The sequence below is a fragment of the Pseudomonas sp. Pseusp97 genome (assembly GCF_047304025.1).
Taxonomy (GTDB): domain Bacteria; phylum Pseudomonadota; class Gammaproteobacteria; order Pseudomonadales; family Pseudomonadaceae; genus Pseudomonas.
Map to the genome: position 1 here is coordinate 1 of NZ_JBGLYK010000086.1, position 21,812 is coordinate 21,812.

Annotated in this window: 19 protein-coding genes; 11 read left to right on the forward strand and 8 right to left on the reverse strand. The window is 67.1% G+C overall.

The genetic code is table 11. The annotated features are described in order from the left end of the window. Positions 1-137: 137 nt before the first annotated feature. From ACCC94_RS15665 to ACCC94_RS15675, 3 genes are read right to left on the reverse strand one after another with little or no spacing between them, the layout of a single operon-like run. Entirely contained in the window at positions 138-1,403 is a 1,266-nt protein-coding gene (locus ACCC94_RS15665) for an OprD family porin (protein WP_413350411.1), read from the reverse strand. 26 nt (positions 1,404-1,429) lie between these two features. Continuing rightward, positions 1,430-1,840 (reverse strand): DoxX family protein, encoded by a 411-nt coding sequence (locus ACCC94_RS15670; protein ID WP_413350412.1) that lies wholly within the window; start codon positions 1,838-1,840, stop codon positions 1,430-1,432. A gap of 59 nt (positions 1,841-1,899) precedes the next feature. Further along, positions 1,900-2,556, reverse strand: a complete 657-nt coding sequence (locus ACCC94_RS15675) for a hydrolase (protein WP_413350413.1) — start codon at positions 2,554-2,556, stop codon at positions 1,900-1,902. 338 nt (positions 2,557-2,894) lie between these two features. Here ACCC94_RS15675 and ACCC94_RS15680 point away from each other — a divergent pair, with 338 nt between their 5' ends. From ACCC94_RS15680 to ACCC94_RS15715, 8 genes are all read left to right on the forward strand, one after another. After that, positions 2,895-3,851 (forward strand): GlxA family transcriptional regulator, encoded by a 957-nt coding sequence (locus ACCC94_RS15680; RefSeq protein WP_413350414.1) that lies wholly within the window; start codon positions 2,895-2,897, stop codon positions 3,849-3,851. 204 nt (positions 3,852-4,055) lie between these two features. Beyond that, complete coding sequence (locus ACCC94_RS15685) at positions 4,056-5,435, forward strand: ATP-binding protein (RefSeq protein WP_413350415.1); 1,380 nt, start codon at positions 4,056-4,058, stop codon at positions 5,433-5,435. 279 nt (positions 5,436-5,714) lie between these two features. Next, the gene (locus tag ACCC94_RS15690) at positions 5,715-6,284 is read left to right on the forward strand and encodes an antibiotic biosynthesis monooxygenase (protein WP_413350416.1); all 570 of its coding nucleotides are present in this window, start codon (positions 5,715-5,717) and stop codon (positions 6,282-6,284) included. 83 nt (positions 6,285-6,367) lie between these two features. After that, positions 6,368-7,186, forward strand: coding sequence for an alpha/beta fold hydrolase (locus ACCC94_RS15695; protein ID WP_413350417.1), 819 nt, complete (start codon positions 6,368-6,370; stop codon positions 7,184-7,186). A gap of 11 nt (positions 7,187-7,197) precedes the next feature. Continuing rightward, positions 7,198-9,051, forward strand: a complete 1,854-nt coding sequence (locus tag ACCC94_RS15700; protein ID WP_413350418.1) for an amidohydrolase — start codon at positions 7,198-7,200, stop codon at positions 9,049-9,051. Between the two features lie 283 nt (positions 9,052-9,334). Then, positions 9,335-11,527, forward strand: coding sequence for a catalase/peroxidase HPI (gene katG, locus ACCC94_RS15705; protein WP_413350419.1), 2,193 nt, complete (start codon positions 9,335-9,337; stop codon positions 11,525-11,527). Positions 11,528-11,838: 311 nt separating this feature from the next. Then, a complete protein-coding gene (locus ACCC94_RS15710; RefSeq protein WP_413350420.1) occupies positions 11,839-12,927 on the forward strand; it encodes a glycerophosphodiester phosphodiesterase in 1,089 nt (362 codons plus the stop codon). Between the two features lie 78 nt (positions 12,928-13,005). Beyond that, entirely contained in the window at positions 13,006-13,407 is a 402-nt protein-coding gene (locus ACCC94_RS15715; RefSeq protein WP_413350421.1) for a DUF2501 domain-containing protein, read from the forward strand. A gap of 95 nt (positions 13,408-13,502) precedes the next feature. Here ACCC94_RS15715 and ACCC94_RS15720 read toward each other — a convergent pair whose 3' ends face one another. The 3 genes from ACCC94_RS15720 to ACCC94_RS15730 all read right to left on the reverse strand — a co-directional run bounded on the left by ACCC94_RS15720 (position 13,503) and on the right by ACCC94_RS15730 (position 15,094). Next, positions 13,503-14,006, reverse strand: coding sequence for a GNAT family N-acetyltransferase (locus ACCC94_RS15720; protein ID WP_413350422.1), 504 nt, complete (start codon positions 14,004-14,006; stop codon positions 13,503-13,505). 58 nt (positions 14,007-14,064) lie between these two features. Continuing rightward, complete coding sequence (locus ACCC94_RS15725) at positions 14,065-14,322, reverse strand: YjhX family toxin (protein ID WP_413350423.1); 258 nt, start codon at positions 14,320-14,322, stop codon at positions 14,065-14,067. 277 nt (positions 14,323-14,599) lie between these two features. Next, complete coding sequence (locus ACCC94_RS15730; RefSeq protein WP_413350424.1) at positions 14,600-15,094, reverse strand: Bro-N domain-containing protein; 495 nt, start codon at positions 15,092-15,094, stop codon at positions 14,600-14,602. A gap of 694 nt (positions 15,095-15,788) precedes the next feature. Here ACCC94_RS15730 and ACCC94_RS15735 point away from each other — a divergent pair. From ACCC94_RS15735 to ACCC94_RS15745, 3 genes are all read left to right on the forward strand, one after another. Beyond that, positions 15,789-16,694: a LysR substrate-binding domain-containing protein gene (locus ACCC94_RS15735; RefSeq protein ID WP_413350425.1), complete on the forward strand. Its 906-nt coding sequence runs from the start codon at positions 15,789-15,791 to the stop codon at positions 16,692-16,694. 120 nt (positions 16,695-16,814) lie between these two features. Continuing rightward, positions 16,815-18,014: an MFS transporter gene (locus ACCC94_RS15740; protein ID WP_413350426.1), complete on the forward strand. Its 1,200-nt coding sequence runs from the start codon at positions 16,815-16,817 to the stop codon at positions 18,012-18,014. 71 nt (positions 18,015-18,085) lie between these two features. Then, on the forward strand, positions 18,086-18,988 hold the full coding sequence (locus ACCC94_RS15745) for a LysR family transcriptional regulator (protein ID WP_413350427.1): 903 nt from the start codon (positions 18,086-18,088) through the stop codon (positions 18,986-18,988). Here the strand turns inward: ACCC94_RS15745 and ACCC94_RS15750 are convergent. Next, positions 18,982-20,544, reverse strand: coding sequence for a DHA2 family efflux MFS transporter permease subunit (locus ACCC94_RS15750; protein WP_413350428.1), 1,563 nt, complete (start codon positions 20,542-20,544; stop codon positions 18,982-18,984). The two genes, ACCC94_RS15745 and ACCC94_RS15750, sit on opposite strands and share 7 nt — an antisense overlap. Beyond that, entirely contained in the window at positions 20,541-21,668 is a 1,128-nt protein-coding gene (locus ACCC94_RS15755; protein ID WP_413350429.1) for an efflux RND transporter periplasmic adaptor subunit, read from the reverse strand. The genes ACCC94_RS15750 and ACCC94_RS15755 overlap by 4 nt, the downstream gene beginning before the upstream one ends. Positions 21,669-21,812 lie beyond the last annotated feature (144 nt).

The following is a 21,812-nucleotide window of genomic DNA, read 5'->3' on the forward strand; positions in this document are numbered from 1 at the left end:
CCCGCCCGCCCCCTCTCTTCTTTCTCCCCGCCCGCCCCGCCCCCCCCCCCCCAACCCGCTTTACGCCGGGCGGTACCGGTGCCATGCGTTCGCGAGCAAGCTCGCTCCTACAGGTCAAGGTCGAGGTCGGGTGTGGGTCAGAAAACACCCTTGAGCGGGTACTCGACGATCAGGTAGATCCGGTCGATATCCGCTCCGCCCTGGGCGTCGTTGGCGCGGTGCGAGACCTGGGCGAAGCTTAGCGCGAGGTCCTTTGCCGGGCCGGATTGCACCACGTAGCGCACGTCGAGATCGCGTTCCCAGTGACGCCCGCCATCGCCGTAGGCTGGCTGGCAAGCGCCGCCCTCCATCGGGTTATAGGCGCCGCCGCATGGAGCATGAGTGCCGTCGATGCCGCTGCCCCGCACATAGCGGGTGGAGAGGGTCAGACCGGCGAGGCCGGCGCTGGCGCCGTCCCACTGGTAGCGCGCCTGCCAGGAGTGCTCGCCGGGGCCGTTGAAGTCGGCGTACTTGATCGAGTTGGCGAGGTAGATGGAGTCGCCGCCGACGAAGTCGAAGGGCGTGTCGCCGTCGATCTTCTGGTAGGCGAGGCTCAGCGCGTGGCTGCCCAGGGCGACCTTGCCCAGCAGGCTCCAGGCCAGGGTATCGATGTTGCCGGCGCGCGCGCCGCCGGTGTCGCCGGTCTTGTACAGGTTGGCGTCCACCGACCAGCGGCCGAAGTGGCCGTTGAGGTTGGCATAGGCCTGGCGCCAGACGTCATCCAGTTGGCTGGCGTAGAGCGCGCCGCCCCAGTTGGCGTCGGGGGCGCTCCAGGTGGCGCCGGCCAGGCTCAGGCCGCCGAAGCGGGTGCTGGCGCCGTAGCCTTCGAACTCGCCGTGGCTGGAGCTGGAGTCCTGGTTCTTGAAGGCGGTGAAGCGCCCGGCCTGCAAACGCAGCCCTGGCAGGCTGCGGTCGTCGAGGAACCAGCCGGTGGCGTATTCGGGCTGCAGGCGCTTGTCGCCGGTGTCGAACACCGGGGTTTCCACTTCCATCTCGCCCCAGGCGAGGGTGGTCTTCTCGTGCACCAGGCGCAGCGCGGCGCCGGCGTCGGAGTACTCGCTCTCGCTGCGGCCGTCGCTGTCCAGCGGCAGCAAGCCGGTGCCGGCATGGCCGCGTCCGCCGTCGAGCTTCAGGCCGAGGAAGGCGTGGGCATCGACGCCCAGGCCGATGGTGCCGGGCGTGACGTCACTGCTGAACTTGCCAATGAAACCCTGCGCCCATTCGCGGCGCTGGCTCTGCCCGTTGGGGCCGGGGCTGCGGTAGTCGTTGTCGAGGAAGTAGTTGCGCGACAGCAGCGACCAGTCGGCGGCCTGGGCCTGGACGCAGGCAAGCGCCAGTGCGCAGGGAAGCAGGGCCTTTCTCACTGTAAGAACCACGGTAAGAGCCACGGTCAGGACTCCGTGCGCAATGCGCCGAGGCGGGGCAGGGCGAGGCGATAGCTCCCCGGGCCGGCAATCGCCAGGCCGGTGAAGAGGATCAGCATCCACCAGGCGAACTGGCCTTCCTCCAGTGACCACTGCGGGTGCACGAACAGCAGCGCCACCAGCAGCACGGCGATCACCGGCAGGCAGGCAAGGCGGGCGAACACGCCGAGGATCAGCAGGATCGGGCAGAGCACCTCGGCGAACACCGCCAGCGCCAGGGTCGGCGTGGCGCCGAGGCCGAAGGGGTCTTCGATGTGCTGCAGCTCGCTGTGCCAGTGCAGCAGCTTGGGCAGCCCGTGGACCTGGAGCAGCAACAGGGCGGCGGCAACGCGCATGAACAGCAGCGCCAAAGCGCCGGAGCGGTCTTGGTTCGGCATGGTGTTTATCCCGGGAATGAAAAAGGGGCGGCAATGCCGCCCCTTTCTGCTGCTCAGGCTCAGTGGCCTTCGCTGGCGTTGAACATGGTCTTGGCGTAGATCAGGCCGAGGCCGTAGGCGCCGCCGTGTTCGATGGAGGTTTTCACGGTCGCATCGTAGGTTTCGCCACGAGCCCAGTCGCGTTGCAGCTCCAGCAGGTATTGCAGGGACGTCATGGGCCGCGCGCCCAGCTGGATCATTCGTTGCAGAGCCATTTCGTGGGCTTCGGTGGACACGTCGCCACAGGCGTCGGCGATCACGTAGACCTCGAAGCCCTGGTCGATGGCCGACAGGGCCGGGCCGACGATGCAGACGGAGGTCCAGAGGCCGGCGAGGACGATCTTCTGCTTGCCGTACTTGTTCACTTCCACCGCGATGCGCGGGTCTTCCCAGGTGTTCATGCTGGTGCGGTCGATGACGTTGTGTTCGGGGAAGACCGACTTGATCTCGTCGAAGATCGGGCCGGAGAAGCTTTTCTCGGCGACGGTGGTGAGGATGGTGGAAACGCCGAATTCCTTCGCCGCCTTGGCCACCAGCGCCGCGTTGTTGCGCAGGGTCACCGCGTCGATGGACTTGGTCGCGAAGGACATCTGCGACTGGTGGTCGATCATGATCAGGGTGTGGTCGGTGGGGTTGAGCAGGGTCTTGCCGGGAACGGCTTTGGCGATGGCGGTCATGGTCGGGTTTCCTTTGGGCTTTCGTGGGAGGAAGAGGGCGGTCGGGTCGGCCTGCATCGCGGGGCGGCAAACCGTGGAGCCATTCTTGTCGATCGCTCGAAGGCGCGGAACAGACAGTCCTGCAGGGTCGCTTTGCAATTCTGCAAGAGCCATCCGGGCGCCTCGATGGGCAAACTATGGTCAGGCCGGCGCGGCATTTATTGGACCCGTGTGCTCGGCCGCGGCCGCGCAGAATGATGCAAGCGTGCGATTCGCCGACGCGGCGAATCGGTACAGTGGTTTTTTCCCATATCGGGGCACGCGTGACCGCCAGGCCCCGTTTGCGTGCGAGCAGAAGAATGAAAACAGTGGCCATGGTGCTGTATGACGATGTGCTGGCGCTGGATGTGACCGGGCCGATGGAGGTGTTCTCCATGGCCAACCGCTACCTGCCGCCGGAGCGGCATTACCAGTTGCTCACGGTGGCGGCGCAGCCCGAAAGCGTGCGCGCCTCCAGCGGCTTGCGGATGAACGCGGACCTGTCGCTGCAGGAACTGCCGGCAGGCGTCGACCTGTTGCTGGTGCCCGGCGGGCCCGGCGCCTACAACGGCAACAACCAGGCGCTCGAGGCCTGGCTGCCGAGTGCGGCGCGCTCGGCCAAGCGCTATGGCGCGGTGTGCACCGGCGCCTTCCTGCTGGGCGCTGCCGGATTGCTTGACGGCTACCGCTGCACCACCCACTGGAACTACCTCGAGCGGCTGGCGCAGCTGTACCCGCGTACCCAGGTGCAGGCGGAGCGCATCTATGTCATCGACCGCAACCTGATCACCTCGGGCGGTGTCACCGCCGGCATCGACATGGCGCTGGCGGTGGTCGCCGAGGACCACGGCAAGGAAGTCGCCCTGGAAGTCGCCAAGGTGCTGCTGGTGGTGCTCAAGCGCCAGGGCGGGCAGACGCCGTTCGGCCCGCTGCTGGTGTCGGTGGTGCGCGACGGCTCGGTGATCGCCCGAGCCCAGGCCTACGTGGTGGACCACATCGACGAGCCGCTGACGGTGAACCGTCTCGCCGAGGTGGTGGCCATGAGTCCGCGCAACTTCGCCCGCGCCTTCCAGCGCGAAACCAGCATGACGCCCATGCAGTACGTGCAGAGCGCACGCATCGACCACGCGCGCAAGCTGCTCGAAAGCAGCGACCTGCCGCTCAAGCAGGTGGCCAGCCGCAGCGGCTTCGGCAGCCCCCGGCACATGCGCACGGTGTTCGGCGAGCGGATCGGCATGACGCCGAGCCAGTACCGCGAGCAATTCGGCTTTGCCTGATAGCGCAGGGCCGCATTTTTCACCGGTTGACCGTCCGGCGCACCCAATTTGGCCGAATCCTTCCCCACGCGGGAATTGCGCTGTCACGGCGAGACGGGAAAATACCCCTGACCAATCATCAGGGGCGCGTCACCTCGGTTCTGGCCAGATCGCCTGGAGGCCCCGTTGTAGAGCGATCTGTCGGAATCAGGACGTGAGCAGGACATGAGCGCAAGCACGGAAAACCGCACCGAGACCATCCTGCAGTTCGGTCGCTTTCAGTTCCATCCCTACAAGCGCCAGCTGCTGCAGGGCGATCGCCCGGTGCGCATCGGCAGCCGGGCGCTGGACATTCTCCAGGTGCTGATCCGCCAGCCCGGCGAGATCATCGGCAAGGACAGGATCATCGGCGAAGTCTGGGGCGACACGGTGGTGGAGGAGATCAACCTGCGCGTGCACATAGCTGCCCTGCGGCGTGCACTCGGGGAAGGCCGTACCGGCGAGCGCTACATCGCCAACGTGCCGTTGCGCGGCTATGGCTTCGTCGGCGTGGTGGAGAGCGTGGTCGCTCCGGCTCAGGGCGTGACGCTGCCTTGCGAAGTGCGCGCCAGCAACCTGCCGGTGCTGCTGATGGGGCTGGTCGGCCGCCAGGCGCTGCTCGAACGGCTGGTGAAGCAGCTGCCCGCCACGCGCCTGCTGACCCTGGTCGGCCCCGGCGGCATGGGCAAGACTTCCCTGGCGATCCACGCCGCCGAACAGCTCGGCAGGCACTTCGGCCAGGTGCGCTTCCTCGACCTGTCCGCCGACCCGGACGGCGTTTCCCTCAGCCAGAGCCTCGCCATCCTGCTGCGCGAACCGGCCCATGATCCGACCCTGCTGGTGCTGGACAACTGCGAGCACCTGGCCGAGCGCTGTGCCGAGGCGGTGGAGCACCTGCTGCGCCTGCATCCTGCATTGTGCATTCTCGCCACCAGCCGCGAACCGCTGCGCGCCGAGGGCGAGCACGTGTTGCGCCTGCCGCCGCTGGAAGTACCCGCACAGGACGATGCGCCGCTGGCGCTGGCCATGTGCAGCTCGGCGGTGCAACTGTTCGTGATGCGCGCGCGGGAGGTTTGCGACCGCTTCGAACTCAAGCCCGGCCAGGTGCGGGCGATCATCGACATCTGCCGGCGCCTGGACGGCATTCCCCTGGCCATCGAAATGGCCGCACGGCAGGTAGGCATCCTCGGCCTCGCCGGATTGCCCGCATTGCTGGACACTCCCATGCAGCTGCTGATGCCCGGGCGCCGTACCGCGCCGCCGCGGCAGCAGAGCCTGCGCGCGACCTACGACTGGAGCTTCGGCCTGCTGGATGCCGCCGAGCAGCGCTGCCTGGGCCTGCTCGCGCAGCTGGCGGATGGCTTCACGCTGGACAACGCAGTCGCCTCGCTGGACCACCAGCACTGGTGTCGCGAGAGCGTATTCGCCGCGGTGCGGCAGTTGGCGGACAAGTCGTTGCTCTGGGTGGAGCCCGGCGAGTGCGAGGTACGCTACCGCGTGCCCCACACCGCACGCGCATACCTGCGCCAGGTGAACTTGCCGGAGCTCGCCATCACCGCCGCCTGATAGCTCCGCCACGATAGCCGGCGGATAACCCGTTCCGGGTTATGCGCCCTACGTACCTGCCCCGAGCTCCGCCATCGATGGGTATCGCTGCGCTCCACGCCATCCTACGTTCATGCGTCCCCTGGCTCCGGTGCGAGCAGAGACTCGAGCGGCGTAGGGCGCATAACGCGCCAGCGTTATCCGCCACCGTGGCAGGCACCGATCCAGCACATGCGTCCAATAGCAAGCCCATTCCCGCCGCCATAGTGACCGGACCTCAATCATGCGTCCGGGACCTCCATGAGCGCCGAAACCATCGATCTGAACAGCGTGGTGACGCTGGTGGTCCACCACAAGGTGCGTTGCGAAGCGCTGCCCAGCTACGAGGCCTGGCTGCGCCGCACCGTTTCGGCCGCGCGCCGGCAGCCGGGGCACCTGGGCGTGAACGTGATCCGCCCGGACGGCGAAGGCGCGATGTACACCACCGTGGTGCGTTTCGCCACTGCAGCGCAGCTGCAGGCCTGGATCGATTCCCGCGAGCGCGCCGAGCTGGTCGCTGAAGTCCTGCCGCTGCTGGAAGAGGGCGACCACCCGTTGATCCACAACGACGCCGAGTTCTGGTTCACACCCGAACACGGCAATGTCCGCCAGCCGCCGAAATGGAAGCAGGCGCTGCTCACCTACCTGGTGATCAGCCCGCTGACCATGGTCATCCCACCGCTCTGGGGGCCGGCGTTCGAGCGCTTCCCGGTGCTGGCCGGGGTGGTGCCGAGCAACCTGCTGGTGACCCTGTGCATCGTCCTGCCGGTGGTCTACCTGATCATGCCCTGGGTGACCCGGCGCTGCGCCGGCTGGCTCAGCGCCGACTGAAACTGTCCCCTGACTTTCCCTCCCGCGGCGCCCGCGTGGCGCCCGTACCCACATCGTCCTGCATGGCAGGCAGAGGAGTTTCCATGAGCACTTTCGTAACCCGCGACGGCACCGAGATCTATTACAAGGACTGGGGCAGCGGCAAGCCCGTGCTGTTCAGCCACGGCTGGCCGCTGGACGGCGACATGTGGGAATACCAGATGCAGTACCTGAGCAGCCGCGGCTACCGCACCATCGCCTTCGATCGCCGCGGTTTCGGCCGTTCCAGCCAGCCGTGGAACGGCTACGACTACGACACCTTCGCCGATGACATCGCCGGCCTGATCGAGCACCTGGACCTGCGTGACGTCACCCTGGTCGGCTTCTCCATGGGCGGCGGCGACGTCAGCCGCTACATCGGCCGCCACGGCACCTCGCGTGTCGCCGGCCTGGTGCTGCTGGGCGCCGTCACGCCGATCTTCGGCAAGGCCGCCGACTTCCCGCAGGGCGTCGACGGCGCTGTGTTCGACGGCATCAAGGCCGGCCTGCTGCAGGACCGCGCGCAATTCATCGCCGACTTCGCCGCACCTTTCTATGGCATCAACCACGGCCAGAAGGTCTCCGACGGGGTGCTCACCCAGACCCTCAACATCGCCCTGCTGGCTTCGCTCAAGGGCACCGTGGACTGCGTCGGCGCCTTCTCGGAAACCGACTTCCGCGCGGACCTCGCCAAGGTCGACGTGCCGACCCTGGTGATCCACGGCGACGACGACCAGATCGTGCCGTTCGAGACCACCGGCAAGCTGGCCGCCGAGCAGATCCTGGGCGCCGAACTGAAGGTCTACGCCGGCGCGCCCCACGGCTTTGCCGTTACCCACGCGCAGCAACTCAACGAAGACCTGCTGGCCTTCCTGCAACGCTGAGGATCACGAGCATGAGCAACACAGAGCGCAACGCAGACCTGATCCTGTTCAACGGCAAGCTGCATACCGTCGACCCGGAACGCCCGCACGCCACCGCCGTGGCCATCGCCGACGGCAAGTTCCTGGTCGTCGGCACAGACGCCCAGGCAATGGCCTACCGCGACGCCTCGACCCAACTGGTCGACCTCAACCGCCGCACGGTCATCCCCGGCCTCAACGACTCGCACCTGCACCTGATCCGCGGCGGCCTGAACTACAACCTCGAGCTGCGCTGGGAGGGCGTGCCGTCGCTTTCCGACGCGCTGGAGATGCTGCGCCTGCAGGCCCAGCGCACGCCGTCGCCGCAGTGGGTGCGCGTGGTCGGCGGCTGGAACGAGTTCCAGTTCGCCGAGCGCCGCCTGCCGACCATCGAGGAGCTGAACAAGGCGGCGCCGGACACCCCGGTGTTCGTCCTGCACCTGTATGACCGCGCGTTGCTCAACCGTGCTGCGCTGCGCGTCGTCGGCTACACGAAAGACACGCCAAACCCGCCCGGAGGCGAGATCGTCCGCGACAGCAATGGCGAACCCACCGGCATGCTGATCGCCCGGCCCAACGCGATGATCCTCTACGCGACCCTGGCCAAGGGGCCGAAGCTGCCACTGGAGTACCAGGTCAACTCGACCCGCCAGTTCATGCGCGAGCTGAACCGCCTCGGCCTGACCAGCGTGATCGATGCCGGCGGTGGCTTCCAGAACTATCCCGACGACTACCAAGTGATCCAGCAGCTGGCCGACGCCGACCAGCTCACCGTGCGCATCGCCTACAACCTGTTCACCCAGAAGCCCAAAGAAGAACTGGCCGACTTCAGGAACTGGACCTCCAGCGTGACCTACGGCCAGGGCACCGACTTCCTGCGGCACAACGGCGCCGGCGAGATGCTGGTGTTCTCCGCCGCCGACTTCGAGGACTTCCTCGAACCGCGTCCGGACCTGCCCGGCACCATGGAAGCGGAGCTGGAGCCGGTGGTCCGGCACCTGGTCGAGCAGCGCTGGCCGTTCCGCCTGCACGCCACCTATGACGAGTCCATCTCGCGCATGCTCGACGTGTTCGAGAAGGTCGACCGCGACATCCCGTTCAACGGGCTGCCGTGGTTCTTCGACCACGCCGAGACCATCACGCCGAAGAACATCGAGCGCGTCCGCGCCCTGGGCGGCGGCATCGCCATCCAGGACCGCATGGCCTTCCAGGGTGAATACTTCGTCGATCGTTACGGCAAGCAGGCCGCCGAGGCCACGCCGCCGATCAAGCGCATGCTGGCCGAGGGCGTGCCGGTGGGCGCCGGCACCGACGCCACCCGTGTGTCCAGCTACAACCCCTGGACCTCGCTGTACTGGATGGTCAGCGGCAAGACCGTGGGAGGCCTGAGCCTGTATCCGGAGGGCCTGTCGCGCGAGGTGGCGATCGGGCTGTTCACCCACGGCAGCGCCTGGTTCTCCAGCGAGCAGGGCAAGAAGGGCATGCTCAAGGCCGGCCAGCTGGCGGACCTGGCGGTGCTCTCGGAGGACTTCTTCAGCGTCGAGGAAGAGGCGATCAAAACCATCGAATCGGTGCTCACCGTGGTGGGCGGCAAGATCGTCCATGGCGACCGCGAGTTCGACAAGCTGTCTCCGCCGAGCATCCCGGTGGTGCCGGAGTGGTCGCCGGTAGCCAAGGTCCCCGGCCACTGGCGCCCGCAGGCGCCGCTGCAGCAGGCCGTGCACCAGTGCATCGGCTCCTGCGGCGTACACGGCCACAGCCACGAGCGCGCGCGGACCAAGGACGTCCCGGTGAGCGACTTCGCCGGCTTCTGGGGCGCTTTCGGCTGTTCCTGCTTCGCGTTCTGATGGTGCTTTGAAGCCTTCTCGCCGCCCGGCAGGAAGGCACTTCGTAGGAGCGAGCTTGCTCGCGAACAATGTTTCCGGATGCTTCGGTTCGGGACAGTTCGCGAGCAAGCTCGCTCCTACAGTTCCGAATTCCGGCGTGCGCCCGGACCATCCCCCCGCATCGATAGCTTTTTACCGTTAGAGCCAATCAATAACTGCAATAGCAGCCCGTCCCGTTTGATCTATCTTCTGATGGGTTGTGCGAATACGAGGCGCCACGCCAGGCGCCCACAAGGAGCCTGCAATGAGCGACGAAAACAAGGGTGGTTGCCCGTTTCACCAGACCGCCGGTGGCGGCACATCGAACCGTGACTGGTGGCCGAACCAGCTGAGGCTGGACCTGCTGCACCAGCATTCCTCCAAGTCCAATCCGATGGGCGAGGACTTCAATTACGCCGAGGCTTTCAAGAGCCTCGATCTGGAAGCGGTCAAGGCCGACCTGCGCGCCCTGATGACCGACTCCCAGGACTGGTGGCCGGCCGACTTCGGCCACTACGGCCCGCTGTTCATCCGCATGGCCTGGCACTCCGCCGGTACCTACCGCATCGGCGACGGTCGTGGCGGCGCCGGCCGTGGCCAGCAGCGCTTCGCCCCGCTCAACAGCTGGCCGGATAACGTCAGCCTGGACAAGGCGCGCCGGCTGATCTGGCCGATCAAGCAGAAATATGGCGCCAAGCTGTCCTGGGCCGACCTGATCGTCCTCACCGGCAACGTCGCCCTGGAATCCATGGGTTTCAAGACCTTCGGCTTCGCCGGCGGCCGCGAGGACGTCTGGGAACCGGACCTGGACGTGTACTGGGGCGAGGAGACCACCTGGCTGGGCGGCGACAAGCGCTACACCGGCGAGCGTGACCTGGAAAACCCCCTGGCTGCCGTGCAGATGGGCCTGATCTACGTGAACCCCGAAGGCCCCAACGGCAACCCCGACCCGCTGGCTGCCGCACGCGACATCCGCGAGACCTTCGCCCGCATGGCCATGGACGACGAGGAAACCGTCGCCCTGATCGCCGGCGGCCACACCTTCGGCAAGACCCATGGCGCCGGCCCGGCGGACCACGTCGGCGCCGACCCGGAAGCCGGCGGCCTGGAAAACCAGGGCCTGGGCTGGGTCAGCAGCTTCGGTACGGGCTCCGGTGGCGACACCATCACCAGCGGCCTGGAAGTCACCTGGACGTCCACGCCGACGCGCTGGAGCAACAACTTCTTCTGGAACCTGTTCGGCTACGAATGGGAACTGACCAAGAGCCCGGCCGGTGCCCACCAGTGGCAGCCGAAGAACGGCGCGGGCGCCGGCAGCATTCCCGATGCCCACGACAAGTCCAAGCGCCGTGCGCCGTCGATGCTCACCACGGATATCGCGCTGCGCGTCGACCCGGCCTACGAAAAGATTTCCCGTCGCTTCTACGAAGATCCCGACGCTTTCGCCGACGCTTTCGCCCGCGCCTGGTTCAAGCTGACCCACCGCGACATGGGCCCGCGCGCCCGTTACCTCGGCCCGGAAGTGCCGGCGGAGGAACTGGTCTGGCAGGACCCGGTCCCGGCGGTCGACCACCCGCTGGTGGACGAACAGGACGTCGCCGCGCTCAAGGCCAAGGTGCTCGCATCGGGCCTGTCGGTTTCCGAACTGGTGTCCACTGCCTGGGCTTCGGCCTCGACCTTCCGTGGCTCCGACAAGCGCGGCGGCGCCAACGGCGCGCGCATCCGCCTGGCGCCGCAGAAGGACTGGCCGGTGAACCAGCCCGAGCAGCTGGCCAAGGTGCTCGGCGTGCTGGAGGAAATCCAGGCCGAGTTCAACGCCTCTGCCGCGGGCGGCAAGAAGATCTCCCTGGCCGACCTGATCGTCCTGGCCGGCGATGCCGGTGTGGAAGAGGCCGCGCGCAAGGGCGGCCACACCGTCCACGTGCCGTTCGCTCCAGGCCGCACGGACGCCAGCCAGGAGCAGACCGACGTGCACTCGGTGGGCATGCTGGAGCCGGTGGCCGACGCTTTCCGCAACTTCCAGAAGTCGAAGTTCGCCGTGCCGGCCGAAGCGCTGCTGATCGACAAGGCACAGCTGCTGACCCTCACCGCGCCGGAAGTCACCGTGCTGATCGGCGGCCTGCGTGTGATGGGCGCCAACACCGGCGGCTCGCAGAATGGCGTGTTCACCTCGCGCCCCGGCACCCTGAGCAACGACTTCTTCGTCAACCTGCTGGACATGGGCACCGTGTGGAAGCCGACCTCGGCGGACAACACCGAGTTCGAGGGCCGCGACCGCAAGACCGCCGAGCCGAAGTGGACCGGCAGCCGCATCGACCTGCTGCTGGGTTCCAATTCCCAGCTGCGGGCGTTGTCGGAGGTCTATGGTTGCTCGGACGGCGAACGCAAGTTCGTCCATGACTTCGTCAAGGCCTGGACCAAGGTAATGAACCTCGACCGCTTCGACCTGCCGCGCTGATACGGCGGCCTGCAGGAGCGAGCTTGCTCGCGAACCAGGCTTTTCTGCCATGCGGTTCGCGAGCAAGAACCAGGCGTCCCCCTCGCTCCTACGAACAGCCCGCTGACGAGAGATTGTCAGCGGGCTTTTTCTTGCCTGGGTATGTCGACGGAATTGCACGGGCCGGGCAGGGTCCTATTCTCCAAGATCCCGCTCTCAGGGGCCTATGCTCCCGAGCTGCTGCAGTTTTACTTCGCGTCTGGTTGCACGAGCGTCATGCTCGCGCGCCAGACTGGGCCGCCTATCCGTTACCCAGCAAAGGGGTTTCGCACATGCGCCGTCGCATCATCGCTGTACTGGGCTCCATCGCACTCGCTGCCGCCGGTTTCACCGCCAGCGCCGAGGAATCGCCCGGCCGCGCCCTGAGCCAGGCCGCCGGCGTTCCCTGGCCGACGGTGATCGCTCACCGGGGCGCCTCCCACGACGCCCCGGAGGAAACCGCGCCGGCCTACCTCGCCGCCCGCGACCTGGGCGCGGACTACCTGGAGGCTGACCTTCAGCGCACCCGGGATGGCGTGCTGGTGGCCGTGCACGACGACACCCTGGAGCGCACCACCGACGTTGCCAAGGTCTTCCCCGGCCGCGAAAAGGACCCGGTGAGCAAGTTCACCCTGGCGGAACTCAAGCGTCTGGACGCCGGCAGCTGGTTCAACACCACCTATCCCGAGCGCGCCCGCTCCAAGTACGCGGGCTTGCGCATCCTCACCCTCGATGAACTGATCGATATCGCCGAAGGTGGCGGGGAAACTCCTGGCCTCTACCTGGAAACCAAGGCGCCGGGCCAGTTCCCCGGCATCGAGGAGGACCTTCGCAAGGCGCTGGAAAACCGTGGCTGGCTCGATGCCAACGGCGAGCCGCAGGGCAGGATCGTCCTGCAGACGTTCGAGAAGAGCAGCCTGGAACTGCTGAACAGGAGCATGCCGAAGGTGCCCAAGGTCCTGCTGCTGTGGGTGGGCGACGGCTACATGGCGGCCAGGAATCCGACCACCTTCGCCCAGTCCGGCGAGAAGATCAAAGCGGACTTCTACGCCCGGCAGGAAGTGAAATCCAGGGAAGAACTCTTCGCCTGGCTCGACTGGGCCAAGGCCAACGGGGCCCTGGGCACCGGCCCCTCGGCGACGCTTACCGCCCGCGGCGACCAGAGCTACATGGACCTGGTGCAACCCTGGATGAACCAGGCGGCCCACGAGCGCGGCCTGTTCGTGCATGCCTACACCGTCGATGACTCGGTGGACTTCGACAAGCTGAGCAAGGCCGGCGTGGACGGCTTCTTCACCAACCGCACCGACCAGTTGCTGATGTTCCTCGGCCGGCCGCCGAGCCAACCGGTGGACGAGGTGCTGAAGTCGGTGGGCTATTGAGTCGACGCAAGCCGACGGCGTCTACACTCGCTGAGGCGCCCCGCGCCACATCGACGTCGAAGCCTCCCGGAGAGCCCCATGAACGCCCGCAAACTGATTCCCACTGTCCTCGCCGCCGCCTTGGCGCCCTGGTCGCTGGTCCAGGCCGCGTCCCTCGGTGACGTTGCCGGCCAACTCGGCGGCCTCGGCAACCTGTCTTCGGTGTCTTCCAGCAGCAGTAGCAACGTTGCCGGGCTGCTCGAGTACTGCGCGAAGAACAATTACCTCAACGCCGATGCCGCCACCCAGGTGAGGGACAAGCTGCTCGGCAAATTGCCGGGCAATACCACCGCCAGCGACAGCGGCTACAAGGACGGCGCCAAGGGCGTGCTCACCGGCAGCGACGGCAAGAGCCTCGACCTGTCCGGCAGCGGCATCAAGGAAAAGGTCACCAAGCAGGTCTGCGACAAGGTCCTCAGCCAGGGCAAGTCGCTGCTCTGACGCTCCTGCAGGCACTGCGCCGCCCGCGATCTATTGGCGCTTGCGGTCAGCCGTGACTTCTCGTGCGGCGAGCCGTGTGGAGCCTGTGCTTGTCATCAGGTGGCGGCGAAACCGCTGTGGTAGGCGACCTGGCCGGCGGCCTTCGAGCCGTCCAGCGACAGCGCCATGAAGTATTCCGGCGGCACGCCTTCGTACTGGATCGCCGGGTCCTGGCGGAAGCCGAAGCGCGGGTAGTACGCCGGGTCACCCAGCACCACGCAGCCTTTCGCACCCAGTGCGCCCAGGCGTTCCAGGCCAGCGCGGATCAGCGCCGCGCCGATGCCCCGGCCGTGCAGGTCGGGCCGCACGGAGACCGGCCCCAACCCGTACCAGCCGAGGTCCGCACCGTCCAGGGTGACCGGCGAGAATGCCACGTGGCCGACGACTTCCCCGTCCACCGCAGCGACCAGCGATACCGTCAGCGCCCCGGCCGCGCGCAAGGCGACGACAATGGCGGCCTCGGTGCCGCTGCTGTGCTCGGCGACGGCGAAGGCGGCGGTTGTCACTTTGCCAATGACGGCGACGTCGTCGGGCCTTTCGAGGCGAATTTCATAAGGCATGGTGTAGCTCCCTTGTTCAGGTGGCCGGCCGCGCGAAGGCGGCCCGGCCGATTGTGGCTCAGCGGTTGTCCAGTTGTGGGCGCACGGCGCCAAGACCTGCGGCGTTGATACGGTACGGTGCGCCGCCACGCGAGATGATCAGGCGCTTGTCCCTGAGCTTCCTGAAAACAGCCAGGGTGCAGTCAGCCAGTACGTACCCGTCGCGGGTATAGCACTCGACGAAGATGACGCGCCCGGAGGCGTCGCGCTGGAAGGAAATATGGCCGCCCTTGGCGAGGACGTGCAGGGTCCGTTGTTCCGGTCTGGAAATGTTCATGGTGGAAACCTGAATGCAGTAGGTGCGTAGAAACCGCAGACACGAGGGGGTGTCTGCCAGTGTTTTTGCGCATCGATAACCGTCCTGCCTTGTCAGCAAGGCGAAGGGGGTTATCGAGTAACTGCTATCTCCAACATGAAGCCTGTCTCAACGGATCAGAAAGGATGCTCGCAATTCGAGCCCGGTGATTCTAGGCCCGCCGAAGGAAGCCGATCAACCGTCGAGTGTTGCCACGTCTTTCATCCGCGCTCCTCGCCGCCGCTGATCGGCTGACCGCTTATCGCCGCCAGAAGCCCCGTGGCCCGGAGGGCTTGTCGGTGACGCGGGTGAAAGTCGGCAGGTCGTCCAGCGGCACCCAGACCTCGCCCTGCCAGTCGAGCACCGTGACGAAGCCGTCGAGCCAGGTCATGCGCATGCGCCGTGGTTGGTGTGGGCACTGCTGGTGTTCGTCGCGCAGCTGCGGGATGACCTCGTGGCTGAACCACTGGCGAAGGGTGCGATTCTCCGGGTGGCTGTGGCGGTAGAAGGCCATGTACAGCGCCGCTTCGCTGATGACCTCGACCTTCTCCTCGCTGCCGCTGTTGCACAGTAGGCGAACGGTCCTGGCTTCGCCTTGTTCCAGGCGCCGGGCGAGGACGGTGGGGTGATGCAGGCCGAGCAGGCGGGCGACGTCGGTGCCGACGAACCAGGGCTGGTTGTCGATCATCACGCCGCGCACGGGGCGGTTGTGGCGCAGGAAGGTTGTGGCGGTTACATCAATCAGGACATCCATGGCAGGTACTCCAACTGGGGGAGAAAACCGCCGTCCCGTTCATCTCAAGAAGGGAGGCGGACCGCGTGGGGGTAGCAAACCGGAACCGGAGGCCGGCAGGCCCGAGGGCCTCCCCACGCGATCCGCCATAAAAGCGTTGTAGTTTCCTACAGTTGCGTGGGGGCCTACAAAAACGATTCGCCGTTTTCGCATGCACCTTCGGCGCAATCGCGCCGGTACTCGGATTGCTACATCCGGCCACGGGATTGACCGTGGCGGGTTGGAATCTAGCGGCGGCCCGTGTAGGCCCACAAGGCGGTTTGCCGGTGGGAAGTTTCGGGTGTTTCGGGGTGATTCCGTAGGAGCCGGCCAGCCGGTCGGGGCGGTGTCGGTGGAGGTTCGCGAGCAAGCTCGCTCCTACAGGTGAAATCCGCGGTGGCTCGTGCAGGAACGGACCCTGCTCGCGATCCGTACGGGCTTTCGTGGGAGCTGGCATTGATCGCGGTCGAAGTTTCCCCCTCCACAGCGAAATCACCGCGGAGCACGAACGTAGGATGGCGTGGAGCGCAGCGATACCCATCGATATCCGTATGCCGAGGGCAGCATGGGTATCGCAGGTCACCCATCCTGCGCGACTGCTCGCGTATATCTGTGTCGCCCCACCCGATACGATAAGCTGCGCCACTTTCCCAGCGTTCCATCCGGAGAACGACCCATGGAAGACCTCAACACCCTCTATTACTTCACCCAGGTGGTGGACCAGGGTGGTTTCGCCGCGGCCGGCCGTGCGCTGGACATCCCCAAGTCCAAGCTCAGCCGGCGCATCGCGCAGCTGGAGGAGCGCCTCGGCGTTCGCCTGCTGCACCGCACCAGCCGGCACTGTTCGCTGACCGAGATCGGCCAGGAGTACTACCAGCGCTGCGTGGCCATGCGCGTCGAGGCGGAAGGGGCGTCCGAGGTCATCGAGCGCAACCGCGCGGAGCCGCGCGGTTTGGTGCGGCTGGCCTGCCCGACGACGCTGCTCAACTCCTGGGTCGGGCCGATGCTCACCCGCTACATGCTCAGGTACCCGCTGGTGGAGCTGTTCATCGAGAGCACCAACCGCCGCGTCGACCTGCTCCACGAGGGCTTCGACATCGCCCTGCGGGTGCGCTTCCCGCCGCTGGAGAACACCGACATGGTGATGAAGGTGCTGGGCAACAGCACCCAGTGCCTGGTGGGGCGTCCGGACTTCCTCGAACGCATGGCCGGCGACAGTTCGCCCATGGGCTTCGGCCAGCTGCCGAGCCTGCACTGGGGCGGCATGCAGCGCGAGTACCAGTGGGAGCTGTTCAACGAGGAGGGCGAGCGGCTGCTCATCTCGCACAAGCCGCGCATGGTCACCGATGACCTGCTGGCCCTGCGCAACGCCGTGATCGCAGGTGTCGGCATCGCCCACGTACCGCGGGTGGCGGTGCGCGAGGACCTGGCCGCCGGCAGGCTGGTCGAGCTGCTGCCGGGCTGGTCGCCCAAGTGCGGGATCGTCCATGCGATCTTCCCTTCACGTCGTGGCCTGCTGCCGTCGGTGCGCACCCTGATCGACTTCCTCGCCGAGGAATTCAGCAACAGCGACATGGCCTGATGCCCCGCGCCGGCGGGCAGCGTTGCGTTTTTCGCACCGCTGTATTGCCGGCCCGACCGATTCTGCTCGGGAGGCTGCCGGCATAGTCTGGCGCCACTGTTTTCCCCGCAAGGAATGGTCATGAATCCCGCTTCGAATTCCCTCCCGGCCGACCACGCGCAGCCGACCCTGTCCTCGGCGATGGTGGTGCTGCTCGCGTTCTGCTGTGGCGCCGTGGTCGCCAACCTCTACTACGCGCAACCCATCGTCGAGCTGATCGCCCCGGCGATTGGCCTCTCCACCGAACACGCCAGCCTGATCGTCTCGCTGACCCAGTTCGGCTACGCCATCGGCCTGCTGTTCCTGGTGCCGCTGGCGGACCTGCTGGAGAACCGCAAGCTGGTCATCGGCTTCACCCTGGCCGTGGCGCTGTGCCTGGCCGGCGCGGGGCTGGCGAATTCGCCCTCGGTGCTGCTGGCCTGCGCGCTGCTGATCGGCCTGACTTCGGTGGCGGTGCAGATACTCGTGCCGCTGGCCGCGCACCTGGCGCCGGAAGAAGCCCGCGGCCGGGTGGTGGGCAATATCATGGGCGGCCTGCTGCTGGGCATCCTGCTGTCGCGGCCGGTGTCCAGCCTGGTGGCGGAAGTCTTCGGCTGGCGCGGGGTGTTCCTCGCCGCGTCGGTACTGATGCTGGTGATCGCGCTGGTGATGGCGGTGGCGCTGCCGCGCCGCGTGCCGACCCACAGCGCGACCTATCCGCAGCTGATCGGCTCGGTGTTTGCCCTGGCGCGGCGCTACGCTGTGCTGCGCGAACGCGCGCTGTACCAGGGCCTGCTGTTCGCCGCGTTCAGCGCCTTCTGGACCATCGCGCCGATCGAACTGATCCGCCACCACGGCTTCAGCCAGACCCAGGTCGCGCTGTTCGCCCTGGTCGGTGCGGTCGGCGCCATCGCTGCGCCCATCGCCGGACGGCTGGCCGATGCAGGGCACACCATCAAGGGCACCATTGTCGCCCTGTTGCTGGCGCCGTTCGCCTTGTTGCTCGGGGCGATTCCTGGTGCGGGCTTCTTCTGGCTGGTGGTGTGCGCGGTGCTGCTGGATTGCGCCGTACAGCTGAACATGGTGCTCGGCCAGCGCGAGGTGTATGCCCTCGACCCGCACAGCCGTGCGCGTTTGAACGCGGTGTACATGACCAGCATCTTCGTCGGCGGCGCGCTCGGTTCGCTGGTCGCCAGCCCGCTTTACGAAGCCATCAGCTGGACGCCGTTCGCCATCGGCGCGGCAGTGATCCCGACCCTCGCCACCCTGCGCTTCCTGCTGCGCGATGAGAGCCGCGGCTGAGCACAGGCGTGCAAGGCGAGCGCGGAGGTGATTGGGTACACTCCGGGATTTCCCGCTCCCGGAGTTGCGCCATGGACAAGCTGCAGGCCCTGTCGATGTTCGTCGAGACCGTTCGTTGCGGCGGTTACTCGGCGGCGGCGCGCAAGCTCGGCGTGGCGACTTCCTCGGTGACCCGCCAGGTGGCGGCGCTGGAAGCGGAACTGGGCGCCACGCTGCTCAACCGCACCACCCGCCACAGCAGCCCGACGCTGGCCGGGCAGGCCTATTACGACAAGGCGGTGGAAATCCTCGAGGCGCTGGTGGAGGCCGACGGCCTGGTCAGCGACCGTGGCCGCGAGGCGAAAGGGCGGCTACGGGTCAGCGTGCCGGTGGAATTCGGCCGCCGCGTCATCGCCCCGCACCTGGGCCGATTGCTGGCGCAGTACCCGGAACTGGAAGTCAGCCTGTCGTTGAGCGACCAGATCACCGACCTGCCGAAACAGCAGATCGACCTGTCCGTGCGCCTGGGTTCGAGCCTCACCAGCGACGACATCATCAGCCGCCCCATCGGCCAGTTCGAGCGCTGGCTGGTGGCGAGCCCCGACTACCTGCAACGCGCCGGCACGCCGGCCCATCCGCTGGAACTGATGGAACACCAGTGCCTGCGCTTCGACTACGGCGGCACGCACCTGACGTGGACCTGCACCGATGGCCAGGACACCTGGCCGCTCAACGTGCAGGGGCGCCTGCAGAGCAACAACGCCGATGTCCTTCGCGAGACGGCGTTGGCCGGCGGCGGCATCGCACTGCTGTCGGACTGGCTGGTGGCAGAAGACGTCCGCGCCGGGCGGCTGGTGCGCCTGCTGCCCGGGTACGACTCCTATCCGGGCACGACCGTGGGCAGCATCAACGTGCTGTACCCGCCGAGTCTGCGTGAATCCAGCCGCATCCGCGTGTTCGTCGCCTTCCTCGAGGAGCTGATGGCGGCTCAGTGACTGTCCGCGCTGGGCTGCGTGGGTGGGGCGATCTTGCGCATCAATGGCACCAGCAGCAGGGTCACCGCGAAGCACGCGCCGACCAGCAGGAAGGCGTCGGCGAAGGTCAGCGTCTGCGCTTCTCGCCAGGTCAGGTCCCACAGGTGTTTCAGCGCCTGCTGCGAGGGTTCGCCATTCAGGTCCATGGACGGCGCCAGCCAGTGGTTGAGCGCTTCATTGCCGCTGTTCAGGTGTTCGGCCAAACGCAGGAAGTGCAGGTTGGCGCGGTCGTTGAGCACCGTGGCGCAGGCGGCGATGCCGATGGCGCCGCCCAGGTTGCGCATCAGGTTGAACAGCCCGGAGGCGAGCTTCAGGCGTTCCGGCGGCAGCGAGCCCAGTGCCAGCGTCACGGTGGGCGCCACGCAGAACTGCTGCGCCATGCCGCGCAGGGCCTGCGGGAACATCAACTGGCCCGCGCCCCAGTCGTGGGTCAGCGGGGCGAATTCGTACATCGACAGGGTGAACATCACCATCCCCAGCAGCAGTATCCAGCGCAGGTCGACGCGCTTGGCGAGGGCGGCGTAGAGCGGAATGCTCATGATCTGGAAGATGCCCGTGGAGAAGATTGCCAGGCCGATGTCCAGCGCGCCATAGCCCCGCACGCGGCCGAGGAACAGCGGGGTCAGGTAGATGGTGGCGAAGATGCCGATGCCGGTGACGAAGCTGAACAGGCAGCCGAGGGCGAAGTTGCGTTCCTTCAGGGCGCGCAGGTCGACTATGGGGTTCGCGGCAGACAGGCTGCGGTAGATGAAGGCGATGCCGCACAGCCCGGAGATCCACGCAGTGGCGAGGATGGTGTCGTCGCTGAACCAGTTCCAGCGCGGGCCTTCTTCCATGGTGTATTCCAGGCACCCGAGGAACAGCGCCATCAGCACGATCGCCGGGTAGTCGGCCTGCTTGAGCAGCGACAGGTCGGGCTTGTCGATACGCACCATGATCGGCACCACGATGGCGACGAACAGCCCCGGAACCAGGTTGATGTAGAACAGCCAGGGCCAGGAGGAAATGTCGGTGATCCAGCCGCCGACCACCGGCCCGAGGGTCGGTGCGAGGGAAGCGATGGCGCCGATGGTGGCGGCGACGACGATGCGCTGCTTGCCGTCGAAGTACATGAAGCCGGTGGTGAACACCATGGGGATCATCGAGCCGCCGAGGAAGCCCTGCAGCGCGCGGAAGGCGATCATGCTCTGGATGTTCCAGGCCATGGCGCAGAGCAGGCTGGTGAGGGTGAAGCCCAGCGCCGAGGCGGCGAACAGCCAGCGCGTGGACAGCACCTTGGACAGCCAGCCCGACAGCGGAATGACGATGATCTCGGCGATCAGGTAGCTGGTCTGCACCCAGGCAAGCTCATCGGCGCCGGCCGACAGTCCGCCGCCGATGTCGCGCAGCGAGGCGGAGACGATCTGGATGTCCAGCAGGGCGATGAACATCCCCAGGCACATGCAGGCGAAGGCGATGACCTTGCGGGCGGTGGAAAGGCTCTCCACCGCCACCACCTCGTTGCTCCAGAGGTTCACGGCAGGGTGCTCTGGGCGACACGCCGGGCGGCGTCGTCATGTTCATGGGCGCGGGTGTCCACTTCCACCAGCACGGAGAGGCCCGGGCGCAGATTGCCGAGGCGGCCGTCGGCGTCGTCCAGGTGCACGCGCACCGGCACGCGCTGGACGATCTTGGTGAAGTTGCCGGTGGCGTTCTCCGGCGGGAGGATGCTGAATTGCGCGCCAGTGGCGGGGGCGAGGCTGTCCAGGTGGCCGTGGAAGACCTTGCCCGGCAGGATGTCGGCCTCGACGGTGACCGCCTGGCCGGGCTGCATGCGCGCCAACTGGTCTTCCTTGAAGTTGGCGTCGACCCACAGGCCCTGGGCGGGGACCACGGCGAGCAACTGGGTGCCGGCGGCGACGTAGCTGCCGACCCGCGCGCGGCGGTTGCCGATATAGCCGTCCACCGGGGCGCGCAGCTCGGTGTAGCTGAGGTCCAGGCGCGCCAGGTCGCGGGCAGCGACGGCCTGTTCCAGGGCGGCCTGGGCCTGCTGCCGCTGGCTGTGGATCACGTCCAGCTGGCGGCGCGCGGCGAGTAGGCTGGCGCGGGCCTTGTCGCTGTTTGCGTGGGCGGATTTGAAGCTGGCATCGGCGCGCTGCGCGGCTTCCACCGACACCGCGTTGGTGCGTACCAGGGTGGCGTAGCGGCGCTGGTCGTCGCGGGTGCGCACTTCCTCGGCGGCGGCCGCGTCGATCTCCGCCTGGCTCTGGCGGATCAGCGCATCCTGCAGCGAGGCCTGGGCGTCGACATTACCCAGCGCCGCTTCCTCGGCATGCACCGCGCCTTCGGCCTTGGCCAGGGCGGCACGGTAGTCGCGGTCATCGATGCGGGCGAGCAGGTCTCCGGCGCGCACCAACTGGTTGTCGCTCACCTTCAACTCGGCGATGTAGCCGGCCACCCGCGGGCTGATGACGGTGACGTCGCCGCCGACGTAGGCATCGTCGGTCTTCTCCAGGAAGCGCCCGTCGAGCCACCAGTGCCCGGCATAGGCGCCTGCGCCAAGGATGGCCGCCGTGGCGATGGCCAGCTTGAGCGCCTTGCGGGATTTCGGTTTGGCCGTGTCGACGGCTGGCGTGGCGGGGAGGGTGACGGGCTGGTTCATGGCGGCCTCGCTCAGGCGTGATCGGCTTGGGGGATGGGCTGGGTGAAAACGGGGACGAGTCGCTCGCCCTCGCGGCGGTGGATCTGGTGCTGCGGGCCGATGGGCTCGCCGCTGTCGGCGTCCACCAGGGCGATGCGCACCGGG

Excerpts from the sequence above, each read along its gene's own strand:
- ACCC94_RS15670 (WP_413350412.1), bottom strand. The coding sequence starts at position 1,840 with ATGCCGAACCAAGACCGCTCCGGCGCTTTGGCGCTGCTGTTCATGCGC.
- ACCC94_RS15675 (WP_413350413.1), bottom strand. The coding sequence starts at position 2,556 with ATGACCGCCATCGCCAAAGCCGTTCCCGGCAAGACCCTGCTCAACCCC.
- ACCC94_RS15680 (WP_413350414.1), top strand. The coding sequence starts at position 2,895 with ATGAAAACAGTGGCCATGGTGCTGTATGACGATGTGCTGGCGCTGGAT.
- ACCC94_RS15685 (WP_413350415.1), top strand. The coding sequence starts at position 4,056 with ATGAGCGCAAGCACGGAAAACCGCACCGAGACCATCCTGCAGTTCGGT.
- ACCC94_RS15690 (WP_413350416.1), top strand. The coding sequence starts at position 5,715 with ATGAGCGCCGAAACCATCGATCTGAACAGCGTGGTGACGCTGGTGGTC.
- ACCC94_RS15695 (WP_413350417.1), top strand. The coding sequence starts at position 6,368 with ATGAGCACTTTCGTAACCCGCGACGGCACCGAGATCTATTACAAGGAC.
- ACCC94_RS15700 (WP_413350418.1), top strand. The coding sequence starts at position 7,198 with ATGAGCAACACAGAGCGCAACGCAGACCTGATCCTGTTCAACGGCAAG.
- katG (WP_413350419.1), top strand. The coding sequence starts at position 9,335 with ATGAGCGACGAAAACAAGGGTGGTTGCCCGTTTCACCAGACCGCCGGT.
- ACCC94_RS15710 (WP_413350420.1), top strand. The coding sequence starts at position 11,839 with ATGCGCCGTCGCATCATCGCTGTACTGGGCTCCATCGCACTCGCTGCC.
- ACCC94_RS15715 (WP_413350421.1), top strand. The coding sequence starts at position 13,006 with ATGAACGCCCGCAAACTGATTCCCACTGTCCTCGCCGCCGCCTTGGCG.
- ACCC94_RS15720 (WP_413350422.1), bottom strand. The coding sequence starts at position 14,006 with ATGCCTTATGAAATTCGCCTCGAAAGGCCCGACGACGTCGCCGTCATT.
- ACCC94_RS15725 (WP_413350423.1), bottom strand. The coding sequence starts at position 14,322 with ATGAACATTTCCAGACCGGAACAACGGACCCTGCACGTCCTCGCCAAG.
- ACCC94_RS15730 (WP_413350424.1), bottom strand. The coding sequence starts at position 15,094 with ATGGATGTCCTGATTGATGTAACCGCCACAACCTTCCTGCGCCACAAC.
- ACCC94_RS15735 (WP_413350425.1), top strand. The coding sequence starts at position 15,789 with ATGGAAGACCTCAACACCCTCTATTACTTCACCCAGGTGGTGGACCAG.
- ACCC94_RS15740 (WP_413350426.1), top strand. The coding sequence starts at position 16,815 with ATGAATCCCGCTTCGAATTCCCTCCCGGCCGACCACGCGCAGCCGACC.
- ACCC94_RS15745 (WP_413350427.1), top strand. The coding sequence starts at position 18,086 with ATGGACAAGCTGCAGGCCCTGTCGATGTTCGTCGAGACCGTTCGTTGC.
- ACCC94_RS15755 (WP_413350429.1), bottom strand. The coding sequence starts at position 21,668 with ATGAACCAGCCCGTCACCCTCCCCGCCACGCCAGCCGTCGACACGGCC.